Here is a 20,625-nt window from a genome sequence, read left to right as displayed (position 1 = left end):
CAAAGTTGTCCGGTGTCTCCGGAACGCTAGTTACAGCACGGTTCATGCCCAGCGCGTCGAGCGCTGGCCGGGAAAATCAAGCCGCCCCGATCAAGCGTACGACGATAGCCAGCAAATCGTCGATGGAAACCGGCTTGCGATGGAATTCCACGCCGTCGTGTTCCAGGCGCGGCGCCTTCGCGGCCGCGCTCATCAACACGACCGGCACGCTTGAAAGCGCCGCGTCGAGCGTGAGCGCACCGATCAGCGCGACGCCGTCCATGCGCGGCATCATCCAGTCGGTGATGATCAGGTCAGGGACGTGCGCGCGCGCGGCGTCGAGCGCCAGGATGCCGTTTGATGCCGTGACGATTTCATACCCCTCCATCTCCAGCACGAGGCGCCAGGTGGTGAGGATGTCGAATTCGTCATCGACAACGAGGATTTTTTTCATGTCCGCGCGCCGGCATCGGACACTGAAAGCGACGGCCCGATCGAGCCGCGTCCCGACAGAAGGCCCGTCGCGCCGATGAAGCCCTCGGTTACGTGCAGCCCGCGCTCGTCGATGATGAAGCGGCGGATCGCCGAATCGTGCGAGCTTTCGCGCTGCTTGACGACCGACAGCATCCGGTACAGCCCCGAGTTCGACTCGACATAGCGCAGGAGCACGATGTTCTCGGTCATGGCAGAGGCGCGCAACGCCACGCCGGGGATTGCGTCGGTGTAGAGCGGCAGTTCTTCGGTCAGGATCGTCGTGACGCCGGACTGGCGCAGCCGGTGCGACAGCGCGTTCAGAAAGAGCCCGAAGCGCTCGACGCGGTTCGCCGAATCGTGAAAGCCTTCGATGCCGTCCACCACGAGCCGCGACGCGTTCGTCCGCTCGAGGACCGCCATCAGATCGGCGGCGAGTTCGTCGATGGCGAGTTCGACCGCCGGCTGCCACTGGATCGTGAGCCGCCCGTCGCGCACCGCTTCCTCGAGCCGGATCGACACCGACTCGGCCTTCGCAACCAGCCGCTCCGGCGATTCGTAGAAACCGAAGTAGACGCACTTCTCGCCGCGCTCCAGCCCCGCTTCGAGAAACTTCAGCGCGAGCAGCGTCTTGCCGACGCCGGACGGACCGATCAGCGTCGTGGTCGACCCTTTCACGACGCCGCCGCCCGTCATCATGTCGAATTCCGGCATGCCGAAACCGAGCCGCGACTTGAGGTCGGGCGCGCCTTCGAAGAGCGACGGCCGTGCTTCCAGCCGCGGGAACGTGACGATTCCGTCGTCAGTGATCTTGATGAAATGCTTGCCGAGCAGATGGTCGCGCGCGCGCAGCTTGTGGACCTCGATTTCGCGCGCGCGGCGCATGCCGGTGCTATAGCGGTTCAGCTCGACCAGGCCGTCGACGAGCGTGTGTTCTGGATGCGGCTCGTTGCCGGACAAGGGCGCGAGGATCAGCGTCGTGCAGCGCGCGGCCGTGACGAACGCGCTCAATTCGTGGATGAACTGCGACAATTCCAGCTCGGTCGAGCTGAATTCGCGCGCGCTGCGGAATCCGTCGATGACCATGAAGCGCGGCCGGTTCATCTTGATCGTCTGCGCGATCAGCGCGAGAAAGCCCGACAGGCCGTCGCGCATCAGCTCGTGATAGCCAGAGACGAAGAGCATGCGGTCGGAAATCGCGTCGGCATCGTAGAACGACAGGCGCTTCAGGTGCGACAGCAGCTTCGTATGCGACTCGGCGATCAGCGTGACGTAGAGCACCATGTCGCCCTGGGCCACGCGGTGGAAACCGATCTGCGAGGACAGGATCGTCTTGCCCGCGCCCGCCATGCCTTCGATCAGGTACAGGCCGCCCTCCACGAGGCCGCCGCCGAGAATGTCGTCGAAGCCGGGGACGCCGGTCGTGATATTGGTCGTATCGATCGCCGGCTCGTCGGGCGGCGGGGTCGATGGCGTGTCGTCTTTGATCATGAATGTGTCTTTTTTTGTGGCAGGGCGCTTGCGTGAACGCGAATTATGGACGACAGCACGGCGAGTGTCGCGTTTCGGCAGGGCTTGGCCGCTCGATCGGCGCGTTTTCGTGACGCTTGATGTCGACCGACTGACCGCCGCCTTTCACACTGCATTCGGTGTTGGTCGGGATGTGCAGCATTTTTTGCGCCCGGTGCCGCTGGTTTGGTCGGATCAATTGGGATGGCTCCGATGCCGGTCTCAACCCGTCGATGGTCTCATTAGGGCCCTCGTGTTTTAGCAGTTTCAAACCGCGTCTCTTCCTTAATTTGCCCGGTGCGTGTCGGAATATTCTCTTGAATTCTCGAGCGCGCGGGTTTCAGCATCGACCCACACCATGTCCGTGTCTCACGCCGCTGTTGCCGCCGCGATCTTTACGTCGGGCGTTTTCGTCAATCTGCCGTCGCCGGCTTCCACGCCGTCGCCCGCCGCCGCCGACGGACTTCCCGATGCCGGCATCCTCGCCGCCGCTCCATTCCGCTTCAAGGCCGACCGCGAGATTTTCAAGCGTCTGCCGGAAACGCCCGTCGATCTGCGCTTCTTTATGGAACGTGAGAAATGGCAGCCCACGGATTCGGAAATTGCACACCGGGACCTGTGGGCGCCGGGCGAAGCGCTTTAAGCGCCGGACATTAACTTCCGGTTAAAAACCGATCCAGCCAGCCGGTAGCGCTCACTTAAATCTGGAATTCGACGTTTCCAGTCGCCATAATCCAAAAGACCATGCTTTTCTCTTTAAGCGGACACGGACACTCAATGAATTACAAATCGATCTTCAGGGAAGCCGCCGTGGTCGCAGGATTGTTGCTGTCGACTGCGGGCGCAATCGCCGCAGGCCCGGCCAGCAATGCGCTCGGGGACACAGGCATGCGCCGCGACGTGCTATCAGGCACTACCGACGACTCGCCAACCCCCGCAACCGGCGATATAACCGAGTTACAGCAAATGATTCGCGACGGAAAAGTCCGGGAATTGCGCACGACTTATAACGGCAGTTATGGCGCGAGCCTCTTGTACTACCCCGACGAAATGCTTTACTACGTCGCAATGTTTCAGCAAAAGAAATTCTGGCGCGTAATCAAGACACAAAATGATGCGCGCGCTGAAACGGTATATGCGGATTTCGCCAAATCGACGATGCAGCTTTCCGATACCGAAATCCGCCGCATTAAACTGGAAGCGGAGAAATCGTACGCGGACCGCCTGATCGCGACGCAGCAAAACCGGGCGAGCCGCCTGCAGGCCGACCTCGAAGTCGCGCGGGCGCAGCAAAGCCAGGTCGCCGATCGGCAGCAACAGCAACAGGAAGCGATCCGCGCGCTGCGCAACGAACAGGCGGCGGCGCAGGCGCAACTGCGCGCATTGCAGGCGCGCGTGCAGGATCTGCAGAAGCAGCAGGAAGGCGATCTGCCGACGCCTTCCAAGTGACTCCAGGGCAGGCTAATTCGAGATAGCGGCGAGCGCTTTTTCAATTAAGCGCGCCGCTCGCAAGAGGTGAGCAACGCGGTGCAAACGCACGCTCCGCTTTAAGAGTTTTCGCGTGAAAAGCGCTGTATACCCCGTGCTAAGATTCCGCGCGATTTTCGGATTCCCGATTATTTCGAGATCTGGGTCGTCGGCATGAGGCGAATAGGGTGGCTGTGAAGATCGGGTTGTCGTCGGTGCCCCTGCAGTGCGTATTTGTCTCGATTTTTTCAGTCATAGAGTAATTTCAGAACGGTAACCAGGATGTCCAAAAAACTAGTAGTCGCAAGTATTCTCTCGATCGGCGTGATCGCCGGTTGCACCACCGCCGCCCAGGGTCCGACGTTCAACGTGTATCAGATCCAGACGGCGAACGGCATGAAGGCGTATCGCGCGGAATGCCACGGCGCGTTCGAAACAGTCGCCGCGTGCGTCTCGGCTGCGCAGAAGGTCTGCGGCGACCAGCCCGCGTACAAGCTCGACACGATGGAACGCCTGCTCGCGCCGAACGAAGACGCGAACGATCCGCGTATCGTCACGTTCCAGTGCGGCGCGCCGCAAACCGCCGCACCGGCGCCGGCGCCGGCACCCGAGCCGGCTCAGCAACCGGCGCCGGAAATGCCGCGCCAGATCAACCTGAGCGGCGACGCGAACTTCGCAACCGACAGCGCCACGCTGACGGCGAAAGCCACGGACACGCTCGACCAGTTCATCCAGGCTGGTCAGAACGTGACGTTCAAGTCGGTGCACGTCGCCGGCTACACGGACTCGACGGGTTCGGCTTCGCATAACCAGAAGCTTTCCGAGCGCCGCGCGCAGTCGGTCATGTCGTACCTGAAGAGCCACGGCCTGCGTTCGCAGAACTACTCGGCGCAAGGCTTCGGCGCATCGAATCCGGTGGCATCGAACGCGACGACGGCTGGGCGCGCGCAGAATCGCCGCGTCGAAGTAAGCGTCAGCACGCAGCAATAAGCTGAATCGCGGATTGTCCGCATGACGCAAAAAACCCCGCAAGCCCAAAAGGCTTGCGGGGTTTTTGTTTTGTGTGCTCAGTCGCTTGGATTCAGAAGAGCGTGAGCTGCGCGCGCCCCGGACCGCCTTCGAGCGTCAGCAAATGCTGTTTGCGTTCGATACCGCCCGCATAGCCCGTCAAGGTGCCGTCGCCGCCGATCACCCGATGGCACGGAACGATGATCGCCACCGGATTGCGCCCGTTCGCACCGCCCACCGCGCGCGAAGCTGCCGCCGGCAAGCCGAGGTGCCGCGCGAGATCGCCGTAGGTCCAGGCGTCGCCGAAAGCGATTTCGCGCAGCGCGCTCCACACGCGCTGCTGGAATGCCGTGCCCTCTAGCCGCAGCTTCACCGAAAACGCGCGCCGCTCGCCGGCGAAATACTCGTCGACCTGTTTGCGCGCTTCCTCGATCACGCGCGGCAGTGGCGCGCCCTCCGAGAGCGTCGGCTGCGCGATACCCGCCGGAAAATGCTTCTGTCCGACGAAGAAGAGGCCCGTCAGGCTGTCGCCCTCGGAGCGGTACAGGATGTGCCCGAGCGGACTCGGCGCCACATGGCATTCGATCATTTCACGTCCCGGCTTGCGATGCGTCGCGTCAGATGAACGGATTGTCGGTCTTGGCAGCAGGCGCGGCGGGTTCGTCTGCGAGTTTGGCGGGCAGCGCGGCGTCCTTCTGCAACGCATCGACGATTGCGTTTACCGCCTTTTGCAACGCGAGCGCCGTCGTGAGGCCGGTCTTGTCGCGGGGAATCTCGATATCGGCAGCGATCGCGATGCGCGTCTTGCCGTTGGTGACCGTGAACGCGTCGCCGTTGACGTTGAGCGCGTCGGTATCGTTGGCAAATGGTTTAAACACCTTTCAGTCCTCCAATTCGTTTGTCTTTCAGCGACTCGGGGATGCCGGGAAACCGCAGCCCGCTCATCGTCTCGAGTTCGTGCACGGTCTTGACCGTGTAGTCCTTGGTCGGCGCGCTGTTGTCGACGACGACCGCGAAGGACAATTCGCGCGCGGGCAGATACACGACCTTGTAGAGCTGCGTCGGCACGAACACGCGCGATTCGCCGATCGTCTGCAGTTCACCGCCCGAGAACAGCGGCCCGGTCACGACGTAGGCATCGCCCGATTCTTCCGTCAGACGCCGCACCGCTTCCTCGATGCGCGACCAGATGCGCCGGTTATTCGACGGATTTTGCGGCACGATGTTCGCAAGCGAAAAGGATTCGGACATGCCTTTCTTGCTCCAGCGGTCGCCGGCGGGGCTCATGTGCCCGCGATCGTAGCCGCTCTTCTTGTAATCGGAGAGTTGCGCGCTCTCTCCGGGCGGCAGCTTGCGCTCGGCGAAGAAGCGATTGGTGCGCGTGTTGTTCTTGGCGTCGTCGACGTGTTCGGCCGTCAGGTGTTCCGCCGACCAGAGCGGTCCTTTCGTCACGCCGGAGTGCAGAACGGCGAAGTCGGAATAGCAGAGTTCCTGCGTGGCCGCGCGCATCTTCTGGTTGACGACGACGGGCGGCTGGCCGCCGGGGCTGAATTGCGCGCAGTCGCTGGCGGCGGCGGTGAGGGACGAGGCGCAAAGAAGCGCGGCGACGAATGCCTTGAGGCGTGTTGTCATGCTCGGGGCTTGAGGGCGCTTGAGACGCGCGGCAAATGATGGCCGCAAAGTATAAGACTTTAGCGCGCGCAGGCGATCAAAAACCACGCGCGATAGAATCTTCCGCACCGAGTTCGCCCACTTCGATCGCTTCCATGACCTTCAAGAGCCGCTTGTTTTCTGCTTTGATCGCTGTCGCTGCGCTTCACGCCCACGCCGACGAACCCGCGTCGCAACCCACCGGCAACGACGGCCCCGTGTACGGCCCCGAGCTGCAAGGCTTCGATTACCCGTATCCGGTCGCGCAGTTCGCAATCACGTCGCAGCGGCAAGTGGTGAAGATGGCCTACATGGACGTGCATCCGGCGCGTCCGAACGGTCGCACGGCGGTGCTGCTGCACGGCAAGAACTTCTGCGCGGCGACGTGGCGTCAGACGATCGAGACATTGACCGACGCGGGTTATCGTGTGATCGCGCCGGATCAGATCGGCTTCTGCAAGTCGACGAAGCCCGTGCGCTATCAGTACAGCTTCCAGCAACTCGCGCGCAACACGCACGCGCTGCTCCAGGCGCTCAACGTGACGGAGGCGACGCTCGTCGCGCATTCGACGGGCGGCATGATCGCCGTGCGCTATGCGCTGATGTATCCGCGCGAGACGGAGCAACTCGTGCTCGTCAATCCGATCGGGCTGGAGGACTGGAAGGCGAAAGGCGTGCCGTCGATTTCGATCGACGACTGGTACGCGCGCGAGCTGAAGACCAGCGCCGACGGCATTCGTCGCTATGAGCAGAGCACGTATTACGCGGGAAACTGGCGCGCGGACTACGAGCCGTGGGTGCAGATGCTCGCGGGCATGTAACGCGGATCGGGGAAGGAAGTGGTCGCCTGGAACTCGGCGCTGCTCTACGACATGATCTATACGCAGCCGGTCGTGTATGAATTCGACCAGTTGCGCACGCCGACGCTGCTTCTGATCGGCGACAAGGACACGACCGCGATCGGCAAGGATTTCGCGCCGCCGGAGGTTCGCCCTACGCTCGGACGCTACCCCGATCTGGCGAAATTGGCGGCGGAAAGGATCGCGGGGGCGAAGCTCGTCGAGTTTCCGGAGCTCGGACATGCGCCGCAGATGCAGGACCCGGCGGCGTTTCATAAGGCGTTGCTGGAGGGGCTGGCGAAGGCGCCGACGAACCGCTGAGGGTTCAAGCGGCTTTCTCGTCCGCCACCGTACTCCTGCGTCGTTCGCGGCCAGGTGAAACGGCTTCGCGGATTTCCAGGGAGAGCGCTTGTGGACAGGCTGTAGTCGGCCACGCGCGGACAATCGACATCGACGCGTGGATCGTTGACAATCGTTTTCGTTGCTTGAGATGACAGGAGTCCGCTTTGCCATCAACGAATCTGCGCCTCTACGCCGATGCTCAATTCGCAAGTCCCTATGCGATGTCGGCGTTCGTGGCCCTTCATGAAAAGGGGTTGTCGTTTGAGCTTGTAAGCGTCGACCTGGCCCAACATGCAAACCTCGAACCCGAATATGCAGCGCGTTCAATCACGCAGCGAGTGCCTACGCTGATTCACGACGGTTTCGCATTGTCCGAGTCCTCTGCAATAACGGAGTACCTCGACGAGGTTTTTCCGGGCACCTTGCTGTACCCCAAAGATCCGATCAGCCGCGCTCGGGCACGTCAAGTCCAAGCGTGGCTGCGAAGCGATCTGTTGCCCATCCGGCAAGAGCGCTCCACCGAGGTGGTCTTTTACGGCGCTCCCGCCGCGCCCCTATCTGCTTCAGCACGAACGGCCGCTGCGAAACTGTTTTCTGCTTGCGAGATATTGCTCACCGACCATTCGCCGAACCTCTTTGGAGAATGGTGTATAGCGGACGCCGACGTTGCGCTAATGCTGAACCGGCTCGTGCTGAATGGTGATCCGGTACCGGGAAGATTTGCCGGCTACGCCGCGCATCATTGGCAGAGGCCGTCTATTCAACGTTGGCTCGCCCTGAAGCGCCCTCCGCTGTGAAATGCAGGTGCTTTTAGTGTGGTTTAGCGGGTGGGAGATGCGAGGCGCAGTTCCAAGCGGAACTCGCCGCCCGTTCTAACCCAAACCAGTCCTCCGCTCGACCCCCGGCAACTGCACCCCCAGCGTCACCCCACGCGCGACCATAAAAACCGTCATCGCGAGCCACAGCCCGTGGTTCCCGAACGGCCCCGCCAGCGCCCACGCCGCCAGCAGGAAGACCGCAGATGACACCGTCATCGCCAGCATCAGCTCACGCGTGCGCGTCGCGCCGATGAACACGCCGTCGAGCTGGAAGCCCGCCACCGACGCCAACGGCAACGCCGCCGCCCACGGCAGATACTGCAACGCGGCGGCGCGGATCGAAGCCTGGTCGGTCAGCAAGCCGACGATCCACGCGCCGCCCGCCCAGTACACCAGCGAAAACCCCGCCGCGCCGATCATCGACCAGAACATCGTCACCTTCACGGCCTGCCGGAACGCATGCCGGTCGCGCGCGCCCGTCGCCGCGCCGACGAGCGCCTCGGCCGCGTGCGCGATGCCATCGAGTCCGAACGCCATGAACGTCTGGAAATTGAGCAGCAGCGCGTTCGCGGCGAGAATCGCGTCGCCTTCGCGCGCGCCGAGGTGCGCGAACCAGCCGAACGCGCCGAGCAGACACAGCGTGCGCACGAAAATATCGCGATTGATCGCGACGAGGCGCTTCAACGCATGCGGATCGGAGAGCGCGCTCCACGCGAGCGGCGCGAGCCCGCGCGGACGCAGTTGCCACAATATCGCCATGCCCAGCGCGAACCCGCAGGCGTCCGCGGCGGCGGTCGCGGCGCCGATGCCCGCGATCCCCCAGTCGAATCGATAGACGAAAAGCAGCACCGCGACGATGTTTATCGCGTTGATGAACACCTGCGTGAGGAGCGCGAGCCGCACGCGCTGGCAGCCGAGCAGGTAGCCCAGCACGACGTAGTTGGCAAGCGCGAAAGGCGCCGCCCAGATGCGCGCGTGGCAATAGAGGCGCGCGGTCGCCTGCACGGCCTCGCTGCCACCGAGCGCGCCGACGCCGAACGCGATCAGCGGCGTCTGCACGGCGAGCACCACTAAGCCGATCGCGGCGGCGAGCAGCAGCGCGCGCAGGAGCGTGGCGCGCAGGGCGTCGTCGTCGCGGGCGCCGAATGCTTGCGCGGCGAGGCCCGTCGTGCCCATGCGCAGGAAGCCGAAGCCCCACAACACGAAGCTGAAGACGAGCCCGCCCAGCGCGACGCCGCCCAGATACTGCGGGCCGTCGAGATGCCCGGCGACGGCAGTATCGACGGCACCGAGGATCGGCTGCGTCAGATTCGCGACGACGATCGGAAACGCAAGCATCAGCACGCGGCGATGCCAGCGCACGGGCAGCGGCGGTGGATCGAGGGGAGTGGTCAATTGGACTAGGTGGAGGCGGCGAAGGCGCTATTGTGATGCAACCGCGCACGATTTCCACGGACGATAATGTGCGCCTATGAAAACCTTCCTGCTCTACGTCGTGACGGCGATCGCGGAGATCGTCGGCTGCTATTTTCCGTATCGATGGCTGAAGGAGGGCGGCTCGCCGTGGCTGCTCGTGCCGGGGGCGTTCTCGCTCGCGCTGTTCGCGTGGCTGCTGACACTGCACGCCACCGCTGCCGGGCGCGTCTATGCGGCGTACGGGGGCGTGTATATCGGCGTGGCGATTGGCTGGCTGTGGGCGGTCGATCGCATTCGGCCGACCGTGTGGGACTTGGCCGGCGCGGCGATCGCGCTCGCCGGCATGGGTGTGATCGCGTTCCAGCCGCGCGGGTAAAGGCGCGTCAGGGCTTGCGTTCCATGATCCGCTCGGGATTGGCCGGCGCGGTGAAGCCGAATTTCGCGTAGAGGCCATGCGCGTCGGAGGTGACGAGCATCATGCGCCGCAGGTCTTGCAAATCCTCGTGCGACAGGATGCACGCCATCAGCCACGTGCCGAGCCCCTTGCCCTGATGCCCGGCCAGCACGAAGACGTCGGCGAGATAGGCGAAGGTCGTGGCATCGGTGATCATGCGCGCGTAGCCGATCTGCGCGTCGCGCTCGAACAGGCCAAACGCGAGCGATCGCCGCGCCGCGCGCTCGACCCTCGCGCGTGCAATCCCCGGCGACCAGTACGCGACTTCGCTCAAATAGCGGTGGATGACGTCGAACTGGAATTCGTCGACGTTCGTCGTCACGCGGTATTCGTCCTTCGTCCATTGCATCGATGCGCTCCCGGTTCTGGCCGGGTTCGAGCATAAGCGAGGTCAATGCACCTTGTACACGCGTCCGGTCTCCGCGCCTTCCACGCTTCGGCTGTACGCCAGCGCGACGCGCGCGCCCGGCGCCGGCTCGAAGCCCCGGAAGTACGGGCCGAAACTCTCGGCGGCTTCTTCGAGCATCGTCGGGCTGACGGCGTTGATGCGCAGTCCGCGCGGCAGTTCAATCGCAGCGCCCCGCACGAAACCCTCGATCGCGCCGTTCACGGCAGCCGCGCTCGCGCCCTGGAGAATCACCTCCGCGCCGACGATACCGCTCGTCAGCGTGAACGAGCCGCCGTCGTTCAGGTAGTCGCGCGCGGTGAGGACGAGGTTGACCTGACCCATCAGCTTGTCGTCGAGGCCGCGGCGGAACTGCGCGGGCGTCATGTCGACGAGCGGGCCGAAGTGGACGTGGCCGGCAGCGGCGACGATCGCGTCGACGCGGCCGATGGAGTCGAACAGGCGGCGGATGCTGTCGATGTCGGTCAGATCCACGCGATGCGCGCCGCGCGTCGCGCCGATTTCGAACGTCTCGTGGCGCTTTGCGAGTTCCGCGAAGACGGCCCGGCCGACGGTGCCGGTTGCACCGATCACAGCGATTTTCATGGCTTTGGCTCACTCGAAAGGGAATGAGCCATTGTGCGCGGGCGGCGCGGCGAAACAAAGCCGCGTCTCATTGGAGCTTTACCAACCAGCGGTTTTGAATCCTTATGCTGCCTGGGTTACTGCGCGGTCCGCCGGAGCGAGAAGAAACAGCGAAGCGCTCAGCTTGCAGACCACCGCCAGCCCTGACACGACCGCCGCCGCGGGGAAAACCTGCCACTGGAGCGCGAGCGTGGGCGCGACGAGCGCCACCGATGCGAAGCCCAGCGCGGCCGTCACCCAGCGCGCCCACTGCAAGCGCGCCGCGACGCACAGATACAGCACGCCGACCAGCACCCGCGCCACGACCGATGCCGCGAATGGATGGCCGCCCGCAGCATCGGCGGGAAGGCCGATCAGCAGCGACAAACAGAGTTCCGCCCAGGAAAGAGCATAGGCGAGCGCTAGGCTCGTGAGCGCGGCGGCGTGACGCTCGCCGCGCATGAGGCGCGCGATCCACGCCGCTGCACGATTCGTTTCGATGGCACTGACGGCGTCGCGGGAATACGCGTTCACAGCACTCATGTCCTGCTCCCCAAGGTTGGTCGGCCCGATAATTTTTGGAATCCGGGAGGGCATGCGCACAACTCGTGCCTGCTCCTCGCGCCTGGTGGAACGGCGGTTGCTCGACGGATGGACGACACCATTCGTCACACGGCAAAGGAGCCCGCAATGAGCGACACGAAAGAGCAGAACCCGCATTCCGAACGCGACGAAGAGGACGTGGACAAGGCCGTCGAGGACAGTTTCCCCGCGAGCGATCCGCCTGCGACGGGCGGCGTGACACGCATCGAAAGCGAGGATGAGAAGGGCAAGAAGGCGGAGTGATTCGCCTTGAGAATAAAGGGGCCGCGAATTTTGCGGCCCCTACGCTTTGATCAGTCGGAAAAAGGTTACTTTTCCCGCCGCTGCAACTCGATCAGCCGCGACGGCCGCATGTGATTGAGCGCATAGTGCTTGCGCCCGCGCAGCGTGTGCCCATGCGGATCGCGTCCTTCGAAGCGCAGCTTCCCTTCGATCTCGCGAACTGGCGGCGCGACCATGCCCTTGTCGATCATCAGATAGCCGCGCTCCAGCGCGAGCAAGAGGCCGTTGCGCGCGGGACGGCTGTCGAAGCCGCCGAGGCCATCACCCATCTCGCCGACGAAGTTCACGAGCGTGGCATTCGACGTGATGATGGCGTCCGGTTCGCGCTCACGCATCTCCATCTCGCGCTTCGCATCGCGGTTCTTGCCGTCGGTGTCGACGGTGTCGTCGAGCGAGCCGTCGTTGAGCACGTCTAGCCCGATTGGATGATGGAATCCCGCCTTCGTATCAGCGGCAGCCGCAGGCTTCGAGGGCCGTTCGCCGCTCGCCTGCCCGAGCCCCGCTTCCTGCCCGCTCGCGGCCTTCGCGGCATCCTGGAGCTTGACGTGAGCCGTCTCGGTCTCGGGCTTCTTGATCGGGCTATCGGCTGCCCGTTGCGCCTGCTTGTCCTGCGTTTCGTCGTTCTTTGCGTTGCTCATCATGCGCTCCTGTTCAGCCAAACGAGGGGATGCGCTTGCAAGACTCGTTCCGGCTTTATAGCGACGGACCCGTGAGCCTTGTCGGAGCGAACCTTCAGATTACCATTAGAAATCACGAACGTTTTTCAACCCAAGGCACGTTTTCTACAGAGTATGATTTGGACCTGCCAGCGCTCAAGTCCCATGCTTTATCAAGGTCGCGCGTCTCACGCGCCATAAGTCAACGGGCTTTGCCACTGTGCAGGAGCGCTGCCAAATCGAATTAGCAGGGCACTTTCACACAGGTGACTCATGCAACACGATGCTGCCTTTTCACATCGCGGCTATCTGCTCAATTGTGCGCCCGCCCGGGCCGGAGATGGCAGCTTTCAGCCCTACGTCGTGATCTCGCGATCGAGCGATGGCGAACTCGTCGCGAACCGCTTCTTTCCGTCGGAACTGCGCTTCCGCAATCCGGACGAAGCGATCGCACACGCGCGCGACTGGGCCGTCCGATGGATCGATGCGAGCAACATCACCGTCTGAACGCGTCTCTCTGAAAGCTCAGCGCAAGCCCGCGTGAGACGCGCCGCTCAAGCGGCTGCGGAAGCGGCTCCAAACCGGCTGCGAAACCGGCGCTGTCACAGCGATCCGCGAAAAACGGTTAATCTTGGGACACTGTTTCCAACGCGCCGCTCCAGGCGAATCGTCCTCTCCGTCTATCGCCACCATGCCGAACAAACTGTCATCGCCTCCCAACGATCCGTCCCGCGAGTGGGGACTGGCTGAAATCGTCGCCGGCCTGCGGGCATCGCGCGAGGACTTGCATCGCACGCGCCATCCGCTCGGCATTCGTGAATTGCCGTCGCGCGACGCGATCGTGCGGATCGTCAACGGCCTGCGCTCGGCGCTCTTTCCGACGCACTACGGCGCGCCCGATCTGACCGACGAAAGCGTCGACTACTACGTCGGCCAGACGCTCGAAAGCACGCTGCGTCTGCTGCACGAGCAGATGCGCCGCGCGCTGCGCTTTCTGCCTCAGTACCGGGACTCGAGCGACGCGGAGTTGAGTAATCACGCGTTCGACATCGCGCGCGAGTTCGGCACGCAGTTGCCGGCGATCCGCGCGCTGCTCGTCTCCGACATCCAGGCCGCGTTCACCGGCGACCCGGCCGCGCAGCACATCACGGAGATTCTTCTGTGCTATCCGGGCGTCTGGGCGATGACGCATCACCGGCTCGCGCATGCGCTGCATCGCTTGGGCGTGCCGCTCCTCGCGCGCTTCATCAACGAGATCGCGCACTCGGCGACCGGCATCGACATCCATCCGGGCGCGACCATCGGCCCGAGCTTTTTCATCGATCACGGCACGGGCGTGGTGATCGGCGAGACGGCGATCATCGGCGAGCGGGTGCGTGTGTATCAGGCGGTGACGCTCGGCGCAAAGAGCTTTCCGTCGAGCAGCGACGGCACGCTCGTGAAGGGCAACGCGCGCCATCCGATCGTCGAGGACGACGTCGTGATCTACGCGGGCGCGACGATTCTCGGCCGCGTGACGATCGGACGCGGCTCGGTGATCGGCGGCAACGTGTGGCTTACGCACAGTGTGCCGCCGGGGAGCAATGTGTCACAGGGGAAGGTACGCGAAGGCGCTGGCGCCGAGCCGCCGGACAACGGGCACCACAGCTACGGCGCCTGACTCAGGTGTTCGAGACGCTGTAGGCGTTCTGATTGCCGACGATCGCGAGAAATTCGCGACGTGTCGACGGATCGTCGCGGAAAGCGCCGAGCATGCGCGACGTGACCATCGACGCGCCCGCCTTGTGCACGCCGCGCGTCGACATGCACTGATGTGCAGCCTCCAGAATCACGCCGACGCCGAGCGGTTGCAGCACTTCATCGAGCGTGTCGGCGATTTGCGCGGTCATCTTTTCCTGAATCTGCAGGCGCTTGGCGAAGGCATCGACGAGCCGCGCCAGCTTCGAAATGCCGACGACGCGCTTGCTCGGCAGATACGCGACGTGCGCGCGCCCGATGATCGGCACCATGTGATGCTCGCAGTAGCTCTCGAAGCGGATGTCCTTGAGGACAATCATCTCGTCGTAGCCCTGGACCTCCGAGAAAGTGCGCTGGAGGATTTCGCGCGGGTCCTGCTCGTAGCCCCGGAAGAATTCCTCATACGCGCGGATGACGCGCGCTGGCGTATCGCGCAGACCTTCGCGGCGCGGATCGTCGCCGGCCCAGCGCAGCAAGATGCGCACGGCGGCTTCGGCTTCTTCGCGGCTGGGACGATCGGCGGAACCCGCCGGCATGTCCGAAGCGGAAGGGGTGGTTTTGCCCGAGACGCTCATCGAAGACTCCTGTTCCTCTTGGTTGAAGAGGGCCATTGTTCCATGTTTCGAGATTCCGACAGGCCGGTCAGGTCTTTCCGCCGCCGTCGATGCCCGAGCCCGTACGCCAGGCTTCCTTTCCTTCTTCGGTCAGCTTGCCGCTGCTGTGGTCCTTGTCGGGCTGCGTGCCTTCCTGCGCCATCAAGCCGCCCTGCTGCTCGTCGGCCTTCTGCTTCTGGCCTTTGCGCTGGGCGATGCGGTCTTCCTGTGAACGAGTGGCGGTCCAAAGGGAATACGGCTTCGCGCATCCATATGCACGAAGCGCGCCAATGCTTGAGAGTGACAGTGTGTTCCCGTAGCGCTTACTGCGGGTGGTGCTCTTCCATGCCGCCAAGCACCATCCACGACAGGCCGAACTTGTCCGCGACCATGCCGAAGCGCTTGGCGAAAAACGTCTGCGTGAGCGGCAGTTGCACTTGTCCGCCATCGGCGAGCGCGTTGAAACACTGCTCGGCCTTTTCGATGTCCTCTACGGTCAGCGACAGCGACACGCCCTGGAAATTCGGCTTGCCGGAGCACATGCCGTCGGACGCCATGATCACCGACTCGCCGACACGAAACGACGCATGCATGATCTTCTCCGCCATCTCGGGGCGGCTGTTGCAGGCGTTGTTCTCCGGTGGGCCTTCCTTGTAGCGCATCATCATCGCCGGTTGCGCGCCGAGCTTTTCCGTGTAGAACGCGAGCGCTTCCTCGCAACGGCCTTCGAAGAACAGATAGGGTTGTACCAGCATGTCTACTCCTTGGGTTATGAATGGTCGTCGGGGTCCATGTCCATATTGAGCGGCATCGATACGTGTTCGTGCACCACGCGCCATTCGCCGTCGATCCTGCGAAAACACGCGGTGCCCCGAGTCAGATTGTCCTGCTCGCCGACGACCACGCGATTCACGCTGTGCGCAAAAGCGATGTCACCGCTCGCCGCCACTTTCACGTCGGGCATCTCGAACGAGAACGGTCCTTTCATCGAATCGAACCAGCCCTGCCAGTGCTCGCGATAGCGCTCCGTGCCGGTAAAGGACGCAGGCGGCACGATATCGAACACGACGACATCGCTTGCATAGTGACGGATCAGCGCGTTCACGTCTTTCGCGACCACTGCCTGCCGCCATTCCTCGATGATTTCGCGGATGCGCGCTTCGTCGCGCTCGCTTCCGTTTGACTCGACCATGATCGTCTCCTTGAAAAACCCTGTAAAACAAGGCATTTTTCGATTTGTGTACACCGTCCACAAAAAATAGCAGAGATAATGGACGGCGTCCACATGCGAAAGCTTTAACAAGAACAATATGACAAAAGCGAAGCCACGCAGCACGTATCGACACGGCGACTTGCGCCGAGCGTTGCTCGACGCGGGCATCGAACTTGCGCGCGACGGCGGCCCGGACGCCGTCGTCCTGCGCGAAGCCACGCGGCGCGCGGGCGTCGTGCCGAACGCTGCTTATCGGCACTTCGCGAGTCGCCACGAACTGCTCGTCGCGGTGCGCGCAGCGGCGCTTTCGGCGGTGGCGGTGGCGATGGAAGCCGAGCTTGCCGCGCTGCCGAAAAAACGCCGTCGCGCTGACGGGGCGCGCGCGAGCTTGCGGGCGGTCGGCACGGGTTATCTGCGATTCGCGCAGACGCAGACGGGGCTTTTTCGCACCGCGTTCGCCGCACCGAAGGCAGAGTGGGGCACGCACGATCCTGCGAGTGCGGGAGAGAGCGGGCTCGATCCGTTCCAGTTGCTGGGCGCGGCGCTCGACCGCATGGTCGAGGCCGGCGTGATGCCCGCCGAGCGGCGCGCCGATGCGGAATACCTCGCGTGGTCGGCGGTGCATGGCTTCGCGATGCTGCTGATCGAAGGGCCGTTGCAGCGGCTCGATCGCGCGCAGGCTGCAACTTTGGGCGAGCGCCTTCTCGACATGGTCGAGAAGGGCATTTAGAGCGTCACAGCAGGCCGAGCTGCCGAGCGGTTGAGTCGATCGCGGTCTTCGCCTTCGCCATGATCTCGTCGATTTCCGAATGCGATATGACGAGCGGCGGCGAGAGCAGCATGCGATCGCCGGTCGCGCGCATCACGAGGTTGCCGTTGAAGCAGAAGTCGCGGCACATCGTGCCCACGTCACCGCCGTTCGCGAAGCGCTTCCTGGTGCGCGGCTCCTCGGCAAGCTGTATCCCCGCGACCAATCCAACGCCGCTGATTTCGCCGACGATCGGATGTGCTTCGAACGTCTCGCGCAAGCGCTTTTGAAAGTACGGGCCGGTGTCGTGCTTCACGCGCTCGATGATGCCTTCGTCGCGCAGCAGCGTGAGATTCGCGACTGCCACCGCCGCCGCGACCGGATGCCCCGAATACGTGAGCCCGTGATTGAACTCGCCGTTCTCGACGATCACGCGCGCCACGCGATCATGCAGACCCACCGCGCCCATCGGCACGTAGCCGCTGGTAAGCCCCTTAGCCAGCGTCATGAGATCAGGCTCGAAGCCGAAGTGCTGATTCGCGAACCATTCGCCGGTGCGCCCGAATCCTCCGATGACTTCGTCGGCGGCGAGCAGCACGTCGTACTTGCGGCAGATGCGCTGAATCTCCGGCCAGTACGTTCGCGGCGGAAAGATCACGCCGCCCGCGCCCTGGAACGGTTCGCCGACGAACGCCGCGACGTTCTCCGCACCCGCTTCGAGGATTGCCGCCTCAAGCTGGCGTGCGCGCGCGAGGCCGAACTCGTCGGGCGTCGTGTCGCCGCCTTCGCCGAACCAGTACGGCTGATCGATATGGACGATGTTCGGCACCGTCGACGGCATCTGCTCGTGCATGTAGTCCATGCCGCCGAGCGTGCCGCCCGCGATCGTCGAACCGTGATAGCCGTTCCTGCGCGAGATCACGATTTTCTTCTGCGGCTGGCCGAGCGCGGCCCAGTAACGATGCACGATACGCAGCATCGTATCGTTGCCTTCCGAGCCGCTGTTGCAATAGAAGAAGTGATTGAACGGCGCGGGCGTGAGCTCGGCGAGCAAGGCCGATAGTTCAATGACGGGCGGATGCGTCGTCTTGAAGAACGTGTTGTAGAAGGGCAATTCCTGCATCTGACGATACGCGGCATCGGCCAGTTCGCGGCGGCCGTAGCCCACGTTCACGCACCACAGGCCCGCCATGCCGTCGATCATGCGATTGCCGTCCGAGTCCCATAGATACACGCCATCAGCCTTCACGATCACGCGGCTGCCCGCGCGGTTGAGCGCGCCCATGTCGGAGAACGGATGGATGTGATGCGCGGCGTCGAGCGCGCGGTATTCGGCGGTGGTGCGCGCCTGTTTCAAAGCGATTCTGTCGTTCATGGTGGTCTCTCGTTGTCTTAGACGTGCAATAGCAAATGCTTGCGTTCCCACGAACTGATCACGCGAAAGAACGCTTCGAATTCGGTTTCCTTCAGCGCGAGATACGCGCGCACGAACTTCTCGCCGAGCATCTCTGCAAGCGGCTCGCACGCGCCCATCAAAGTGAGCCCTTCTTCAAGATTGCGCGGCAACTGATACGCGAGCGCGTAGCCGTCGCTGGCGAGCGGCTCTGTCGGTTCGAGATGCTGCGTCATGCCGAGATAGCCCGCGGCGAGCGTCGCCGCGATCGCGAGATACGGATTGCAGTCGACGCCCGGAATGCGGTTCTCGATACGCCGCGCGGCCGGCGCCGAATGCGGAATGCGAAAGCCGACGGTGCGGTTGTCGTAGCCCCATTGCACGTTGATCGGTGCAGCCATGAAGCGCGACAGCCGACGATACGAATTGATGTACGGCGCGAAGATCGGCATCAGCGCGGGCGTGTATTTCTGCAGCCCCGCGAGATAACCGTGAAAGAGCGCGGTCGCTTCGCCGTCGCGGCCGGTGAAGAGATTTCGCCCGCTCTCGGCATCGACGAGGCTCTGGTGCACGTGCATCGCCGAGCCCGGTTCGTTTTCCATCGGCTTCGCCATGAACGTCGCGTACATCTTGTGGCGCAGCGCGGCCTCGCGCACCGTGCGCTTGAAGAGAAACACGCGGTCCGCGAGATTGAGTGGATCGCCATGCAGGAAGTTGATCTCCATCTGCGCCGCGCCGACCTCGTGGATCAGCGTATCGACTTCGAGTTCCTGCACGTCGCAATACTCGTAGATGTCTTCGAACAACGGATCGAACTCGTTCACGGCCTCGATCGAATACGCCTGACGTCCCGTTTCGGGTCGCCCCGTTCTGCCGATCGGCGGTTGCAGCGGCAGGTCCGGGTCCTTGTTCATGTCGACGAGAAAGAACTCCAGTTCGGGCGCGACGACCGGCTTCCAGCCCTTCGCCGCGTACTTCTCCAGCACCTGGCGCAGCACGCGGCGCGGCGAGATCGCGACGGGCGTGCCGTCGAAGTGGACGCAATCGTGAATCACCTGCGCGGTCGGATCGACGGCCCACGGGATCAGGCGAATCGTCGATGGATCGGGCACGCAGACCATGTCGGGATCGGTGACGCCGGTGAAGCTGCCGTCGGCGGGATAGTCGCCGGTGACGGTCTGGATCATCACGGCTTGCGGCAGCCGCATCGACTCGCCCGATTCGAACTTGCTGCGCGGAATGATCTTGCCGCGCGCGGTGCCGGCCATGTCGGGGATGATCGCCTCGATCTCGGTGATGCGATGCTTCTTCAGAAACTCGTCGATGTATTGCATGGCTTCATCCTTGGGTTGAAGTGGTGCGGCAAGCGTCGCCGAAAGCGCGGAAGATCGCGCGCGAGAGCGGATCGTCGGCGTGCTTCCATTCGGGGTGCCATTGCAGCGCGAGCGCGAAGTTCTTCGCGTGCTTGACGCTGATCGCTTCGATGACGCCGTCGGGCGCGACGGCCTCGACTTCGAGACCGTCGCCTAAGCGGTCGATGCCTTGCGTATGCAGCGAATTCACGCGTGCTTCGCGCAGGCCGCTCAAACGGTGCAACATGCCGCCCGCGCTGATTTCGACCGGATGCGACGGACCGTATTGCGCGTCGAGCGGATCGTCCTTGCGCTCGCGATGCGCTTCGTGAATGTCCTCATTCAGCGTGCCGCCGAAGACGACGTTCATCTCCTGAAAGCCCCGGCAGATCGCAAGGACAGGCACGCCGCGGTCGATTGCCGCGCGCATCAGCGGCAGCGTGGTTGCATCGCGTGCGGGATCGTGCTGCGTACCGGGAGCGCTCGCAGCAGCGCCATAACGATGCGGCTCGACGTTCGAATAGCTGCCGGTGAAGAGCAGGCCATCGACGGCTGCGAGCACGGCGTCGATGGGTTGCCTTGCGCCCAGCGCGGGCAGCACGAAGGCGAGCGCCTTTGCGCCCTCGACGATCGCCGTGATGTACTTTTCTCCCGCGACGTGCGAGGGATGCGCGCCGATCATCGTTCGATCGGCGCTAATGCCGATGACAGGTAGTGTTCTCATAACAGCTTTTAATAAGTGGACAGCACTTCGCCCCGGCATTTGCGCGTGGCAAAACCGCTGGAAATAACGATCGATCGTCAGCGTCGAGCAGACGCGACGAAGCGCACGCTCAAGCGCGATAAACGAATCGAACGACGAAGGGAAAGGCGAGGCTTGAGAGGCGCTACGGCAGCAGCGACGACACGCCGACGCAATGAACCGCGATGAACGCGCGTGCGGCGACGGAGTTGTGGCGTCGCACGGAGCGGCGCGACAGAATGGTGAAGGCGGACTGGAAGCGGCGATCGAGTAGCTTGCCGCAGCGACCGATGATGGAGCACTCAGCACGGGGATGGCCCGCGTACTGGCTTCTGCTCCATATG

At 63.5% G+C, this 20,625-nt stretch carries 26 protein-coding genes and 1 pseudogene; 10 read left to right on the top strand and 17 right to left on the bottom strand.

Features of this window, described 5'->3' with window-relative positions; all coding sequences use genetic code 11:
- Window positions 1–76 precede the first annotated feature (76 nt).
- Together AWB67_RS16935 and AWB67_RS16930 are read right to left on the bottom strand one after the other, a co-directional pair.
- A complete protein-coding gene (locus AWB67_RS16935) occupies window positions 77–433 on the bottom strand; it encodes a response regulator (RefSeq protein ID WP_087657405.1) in 357 nt (118 codons plus the stop codon).
- Entirely contained in the window at window positions 430–1,941 is a 1,512-nt protein-coding gene (locus AWB67_RS16930) for an ATPase domain-containing protein (protein ID WP_087657404.1), read from the bottom strand. The genes AWB67_RS16935 and AWB67_RS16930 overlap by 4 nt, the downstream gene beginning before the upstream one ends.
- A 376-nt stretch (window positions 1,942–2,317) precedes the next feature.
- On the opposite strand from AWB67_RS16930, the gene AWB67_RS16925 reads away from it, so the two are divergent.
- The 3 genes from AWB67_RS16925 (at window position 2,318) to AWB67_RS16915 (ending at window position 4,416) form a co-directional block, all read left to right on the top strand.
- Window positions 2,318–2,602, top strand: a complete 285-nt coding sequence (locus AWB67_RS16925; RefSeq protein WP_087657403.1) for a hypothetical protein — start codon at window positions 2,318–2,320, stop codon at window positions 2,600–2,602.
- A 134-nt stretch (window positions 2,603–2,736) separates the two neighbouring features.
- A complete protein-coding gene (locus tag AWB67_RS16920) occupies window positions 2,737–3,408 on the top strand; it encodes a DUF2968 domain-containing protein (RefSeq protein WP_087657402.1) in 672 nt (223 codons plus the stop codon).
- 300 nt (window positions 3,409–3,708) lie between these two features.
- A complete protein-coding gene (locus AWB67_RS16915; RefSeq protein ID WP_087657401.1) occupies window positions 3,709–4,416 on the top strand; it encodes an OmpA family protein in 708 nt (235 codons plus the stop codon).
- A gap of 91 nt (window positions 4,417–4,507) precedes the next feature.
- Here AWB67_RS16915 and AWB67_RS16910 read toward each other — a convergent pair whose 3' ends face one another.
- The 3 genes from AWB67_RS16910 to AWB67_RS16900 are packed head-to-tail and all read right to left on the bottom strand — an operon-like array spanning window position 4,508 to window position 6,066.
- A complete protein-coding gene (locus tag AWB67_RS16910; protein WP_087657400.1) occupies window positions 4,508–5,023 on the bottom strand; it encodes a methylated-DNA--[protein]-cysteine S-methyltransferase in 516 nt (171 codons plus the stop codon).
- A 28-nt stretch (window positions 5,024–5,051) separates the two neighbouring features.
- Window positions 5,052–5,312, bottom strand: a complete 261-nt coding sequence (locus AWB67_RS16905; protein WP_087657399.1) for a hypothetical protein — start codon at window positions 5,310–5,312, stop codon at window positions 5,052–5,054.
- Entirely contained in the window at window positions 5,305–6,066 is a 762-nt protein-coding gene (locus tag AWB67_RS16900) for a DNA/RNA non-specific endonuclease (protein WP_087657398.1), read from the bottom strand. Before AWB67_RS16900 ends, AWB67_RS16905 begins: the two co-directional genes overlap by 8 nt.
- A gap of 134 nt (window positions 6,067–6,200) precedes the next feature.
- Between AWB67_RS16900 and AWB67_RS16895 the strand changes: the two are divergent.
- Window positions 6,201–7,244, top strand: a pseudogene (locus AWB67_RS16895) (alpha/beta fold hydrolase).
- A gap of 185 nt (window positions 7,245–7,429) precedes the next feature.
- A complete protein-coding gene (yfcF, locus tag AWB67_RS16890) occupies window positions 7,430–8,062 on the top strand; it encodes a glutathione transferase (protein WP_087657397.1) in 633 nt (210 codons plus the stop codon).
- Between the two features lie 75 nt (window positions 8,063–8,137).
- Here yfcF and AWB67_RS16885 read toward each other — a convergent pair whose 3' ends face one another.
- On the bottom strand, window positions 8,138–9,421 hold the full coding sequence (locus AWB67_RS16885) for an MATE family efflux transporter (protein ID WP_087657469.1): 1,284 nt from the start codon (window positions 9,419–9,421) through the stop codon (window positions 8,138–8,140).
- A gap of 133 nt (window positions 9,422–9,554) precedes the next feature.
- Between AWB67_RS16885 and AWB67_RS16880 the strand changes: the two genes are divergently transcribed.
- On the top strand, window positions 9,555–9,875 hold the full coding sequence (locus AWB67_RS16880; RefSeq protein WP_087657396.1) for a YnfA family protein: 321 nt from the start codon (window positions 9,555–9,557) through the stop codon (window positions 9,873–9,875).
- Window positions 9,876–9,882: 7 nt separating this feature from the next.
- Here AWB67_RS16880 and AWB67_RS16875 read toward each other — a convergent pair whose 3' ends face one another.
- From AWB67_RS16875 to AWB67_RS16865, 3 genes are all read right to left on the bottom strand, one after another.
- Window positions 9,883–10,302 carry a GNAT family N-acetyltransferase gene (locus AWB67_RS16875; RefSeq protein WP_087657395.1) on the bottom strand — a complete coding sequence of 140 codons (420 nt, stop codon included), beginning with the start codon at window positions 10,300–10,302 and terminating at the stop codon, window positions 9,883–9,885.
- Between the two features lie 42 nt (window positions 10,303–10,344).
- Window positions 10,345–10,944, bottom strand: a complete 600-nt coding sequence (locus AWB67_RS16870; protein WP_087657394.1) for a short chain dehydrogenase — start codon at window positions 10,942–10,944, stop codon at window positions 10,345–10,347.
- A gap of 102 nt (window positions 10,945–11,046) precedes the next feature.
- The gene (locus tag AWB67_RS16865) at window positions 11,047–11,505 is read right to left on the bottom strand and encodes a hypothetical protein (protein WP_200822248.1); all 459 of its coding nucleotides are present in this window, start codon (window positions 11,503–11,505) and stop codon (window positions 11,047–11,049) included.
- Window positions 11,506–11,652: 147 nt separating this feature from the next.
- Between AWB67_RS16865 and AWB67_RS41445 the strand changes: the two genes are divergently transcribed.
- Window positions 11,653–11,808, top strand: a complete 156-nt coding sequence (locus tag AWB67_RS41445) for a hypothetical protein (protein ID WP_200822247.1) — start codon at window positions 11,653–11,655, stop codon at window positions 11,806–11,808.
- 65 nt (window positions 11,809–11,873) lie between these two features.
- Here AWB67_RS41445 and AWB67_RS16860 read toward each other — a convergent pair whose 3' ends face one another.
- The gene (locus AWB67_RS16860; protein ID WP_235025200.1) at window positions 11,874–12,488 is read right to left on the bottom strand and encodes a DUF3005 domain-containing protein; all 615 of its coding nucleotides are present in this window, start codon (window positions 12,486–12,488) and stop codon (window positions 11,874–11,876) included.
- 288 nt (window positions 12,489–12,776) lie between these two features.
- Here AWB67_RS16860 and AWB67_RS16855 point away from each other — a divergent pair, with 288 nt between their 5' ends.
- Window positions 12,777–13,010, top strand: coding sequence for a hypothetical protein (locus AWB67_RS16855; protein WP_087657393.1), 234 nt, complete (start codon window positions 12,777–12,779; stop codon window positions 13,008–13,010).
- A 184-nt stretch (window positions 13,011–13,194) separates the two neighbouring features.
- On the top strand, window positions 13,195–14,163 hold the full coding sequence (gene epsC, locus AWB67_RS16850) for a serine O-acetyltransferase EpsC (protein WP_087657392.1): 969 nt from the start codon (window positions 13,195–13,197) through the stop codon (window positions 14,161–14,163).
- Between the two features lies 1 nt (window position 14,164).
- On the opposite strand, the gene folE is transcribed toward epsC, so the two are convergent.
- The 4 genes from folE to AWB67_RS16830 form a co-directional block, all read right to left on the bottom strand.
- Entirely contained in the window at window positions 14,165–14,815 is a 651-nt protein-coding gene (folE, locus tag AWB67_RS16845) for a GTP cyclohydrolase I FolE (RefSeq protein WP_087657466.1), read from the bottom strand.
- A gap of 67 nt (window positions 14,816–14,882) precedes the next feature.
- On the bottom strand, window positions 14,883–15,188 hold the full coding sequence (locus AWB67_RS16840; RefSeq protein WP_235025202.1) for a hypothetical protein: 306 nt from the start codon (window positions 15,186–15,188) through the stop codon (window positions 14,883–14,885).
- A complete protein-coding gene (locus tag AWB67_RS16835; protein WP_087657391.1) occupies window positions 15,157–15,588 on the bottom strand; it encodes a VOC family protein in 432 nt (143 codons plus the stop codon). The genes AWB67_RS16840 and AWB67_RS16835 overlap by 32 nt, the downstream gene beginning before the upstream one ends.
- Before the next feature lie 14 nt (window positions 15,589–15,602).
- Window positions 15,603–16,025: a YybH family protein gene (locus AWB67_RS16830; RefSeq protein WP_087657390.1), complete on the bottom strand. Its 423-nt coding sequence runs from the start codon at window positions 16,023–16,025 to the stop codon at window positions 15,603–15,605.
- Window positions 16,026–16,143: 118 nt separating this feature from the next.
- Between AWB67_RS16830 and AWB67_RS16825 the strand changes: the two genes are divergently transcribed.
- Entirely contained in the window at window positions 16,144–16,776 is a 633-nt protein-coding gene (locus AWB67_RS16825) for a TetR/AcrR family transcriptional regulator (RefSeq protein WP_087657389.1), read from the top strand.
- 4 nt (window positions 16,777–16,780) lie between these two features.
- Here the strand turns inward: AWB67_RS16825 and AWB67_RS16820 are convergent, their stop codons facing one another.
- Genes AWB67_RS16820 through AWB67_RS16810 form a run of 3 tightly spaced genes read right to left on the bottom strand, consistent with a single transcriptional unit; the run spans window position 16,781 to window position 20,263 of the window.
- Window positions 16,781–18,169, bottom strand: coding sequence for an aspartate aminotransferase family protein (locus tag AWB67_RS16820; RefSeq protein ID WP_087657388.1), 1,389 nt, complete (start codon window positions 18,167–18,169; stop codon window positions 16,781–16,783).
- Window positions 18,170–18,186: 17 nt separating this feature from the next.
- Window positions 18,187–19,521 (bottom strand): glutamine synthetase family protein, encoded by a 1,335-nt coding sequence (locus AWB67_RS16815; RefSeq protein ID WP_087657387.1) that lies wholly within the window; start codon window positions 19,519–19,521, stop codon window positions 18,187–18,189.
- Window positions 19,522–19,525: 4 nt separating this feature from the next.
- The gene (locus AWB67_RS16810) at window positions 19,526–20,263 is read right to left on the bottom strand and encodes a gamma-glutamyl-gamma-aminobutyrate hydrolase family protein (RefSeq protein ID WP_087657386.1); all 738 of its coding nucleotides are present in this window, start codon (window positions 20,261–20,263) and stop codon (window positions 19,526–19,528) included.
- Window positions 20,264–20,625: the final 362 nt, after the last annotated feature.

The organism is Caballeronia terrestris (genome assembly GCF_001544515.1).
In the GTDB taxonomy this organism is placed as follows: Bacteria; Pseudomonadota; Gammaproteobacteria; order Burkholderiales; family Burkholderiaceae; genus Caballeronia; species Caballeronia terrestris.
Note: the sequence above shows the minus strand (reverse complement) of the source record. Positions and strands in the feature narration are given on the sequence as shown.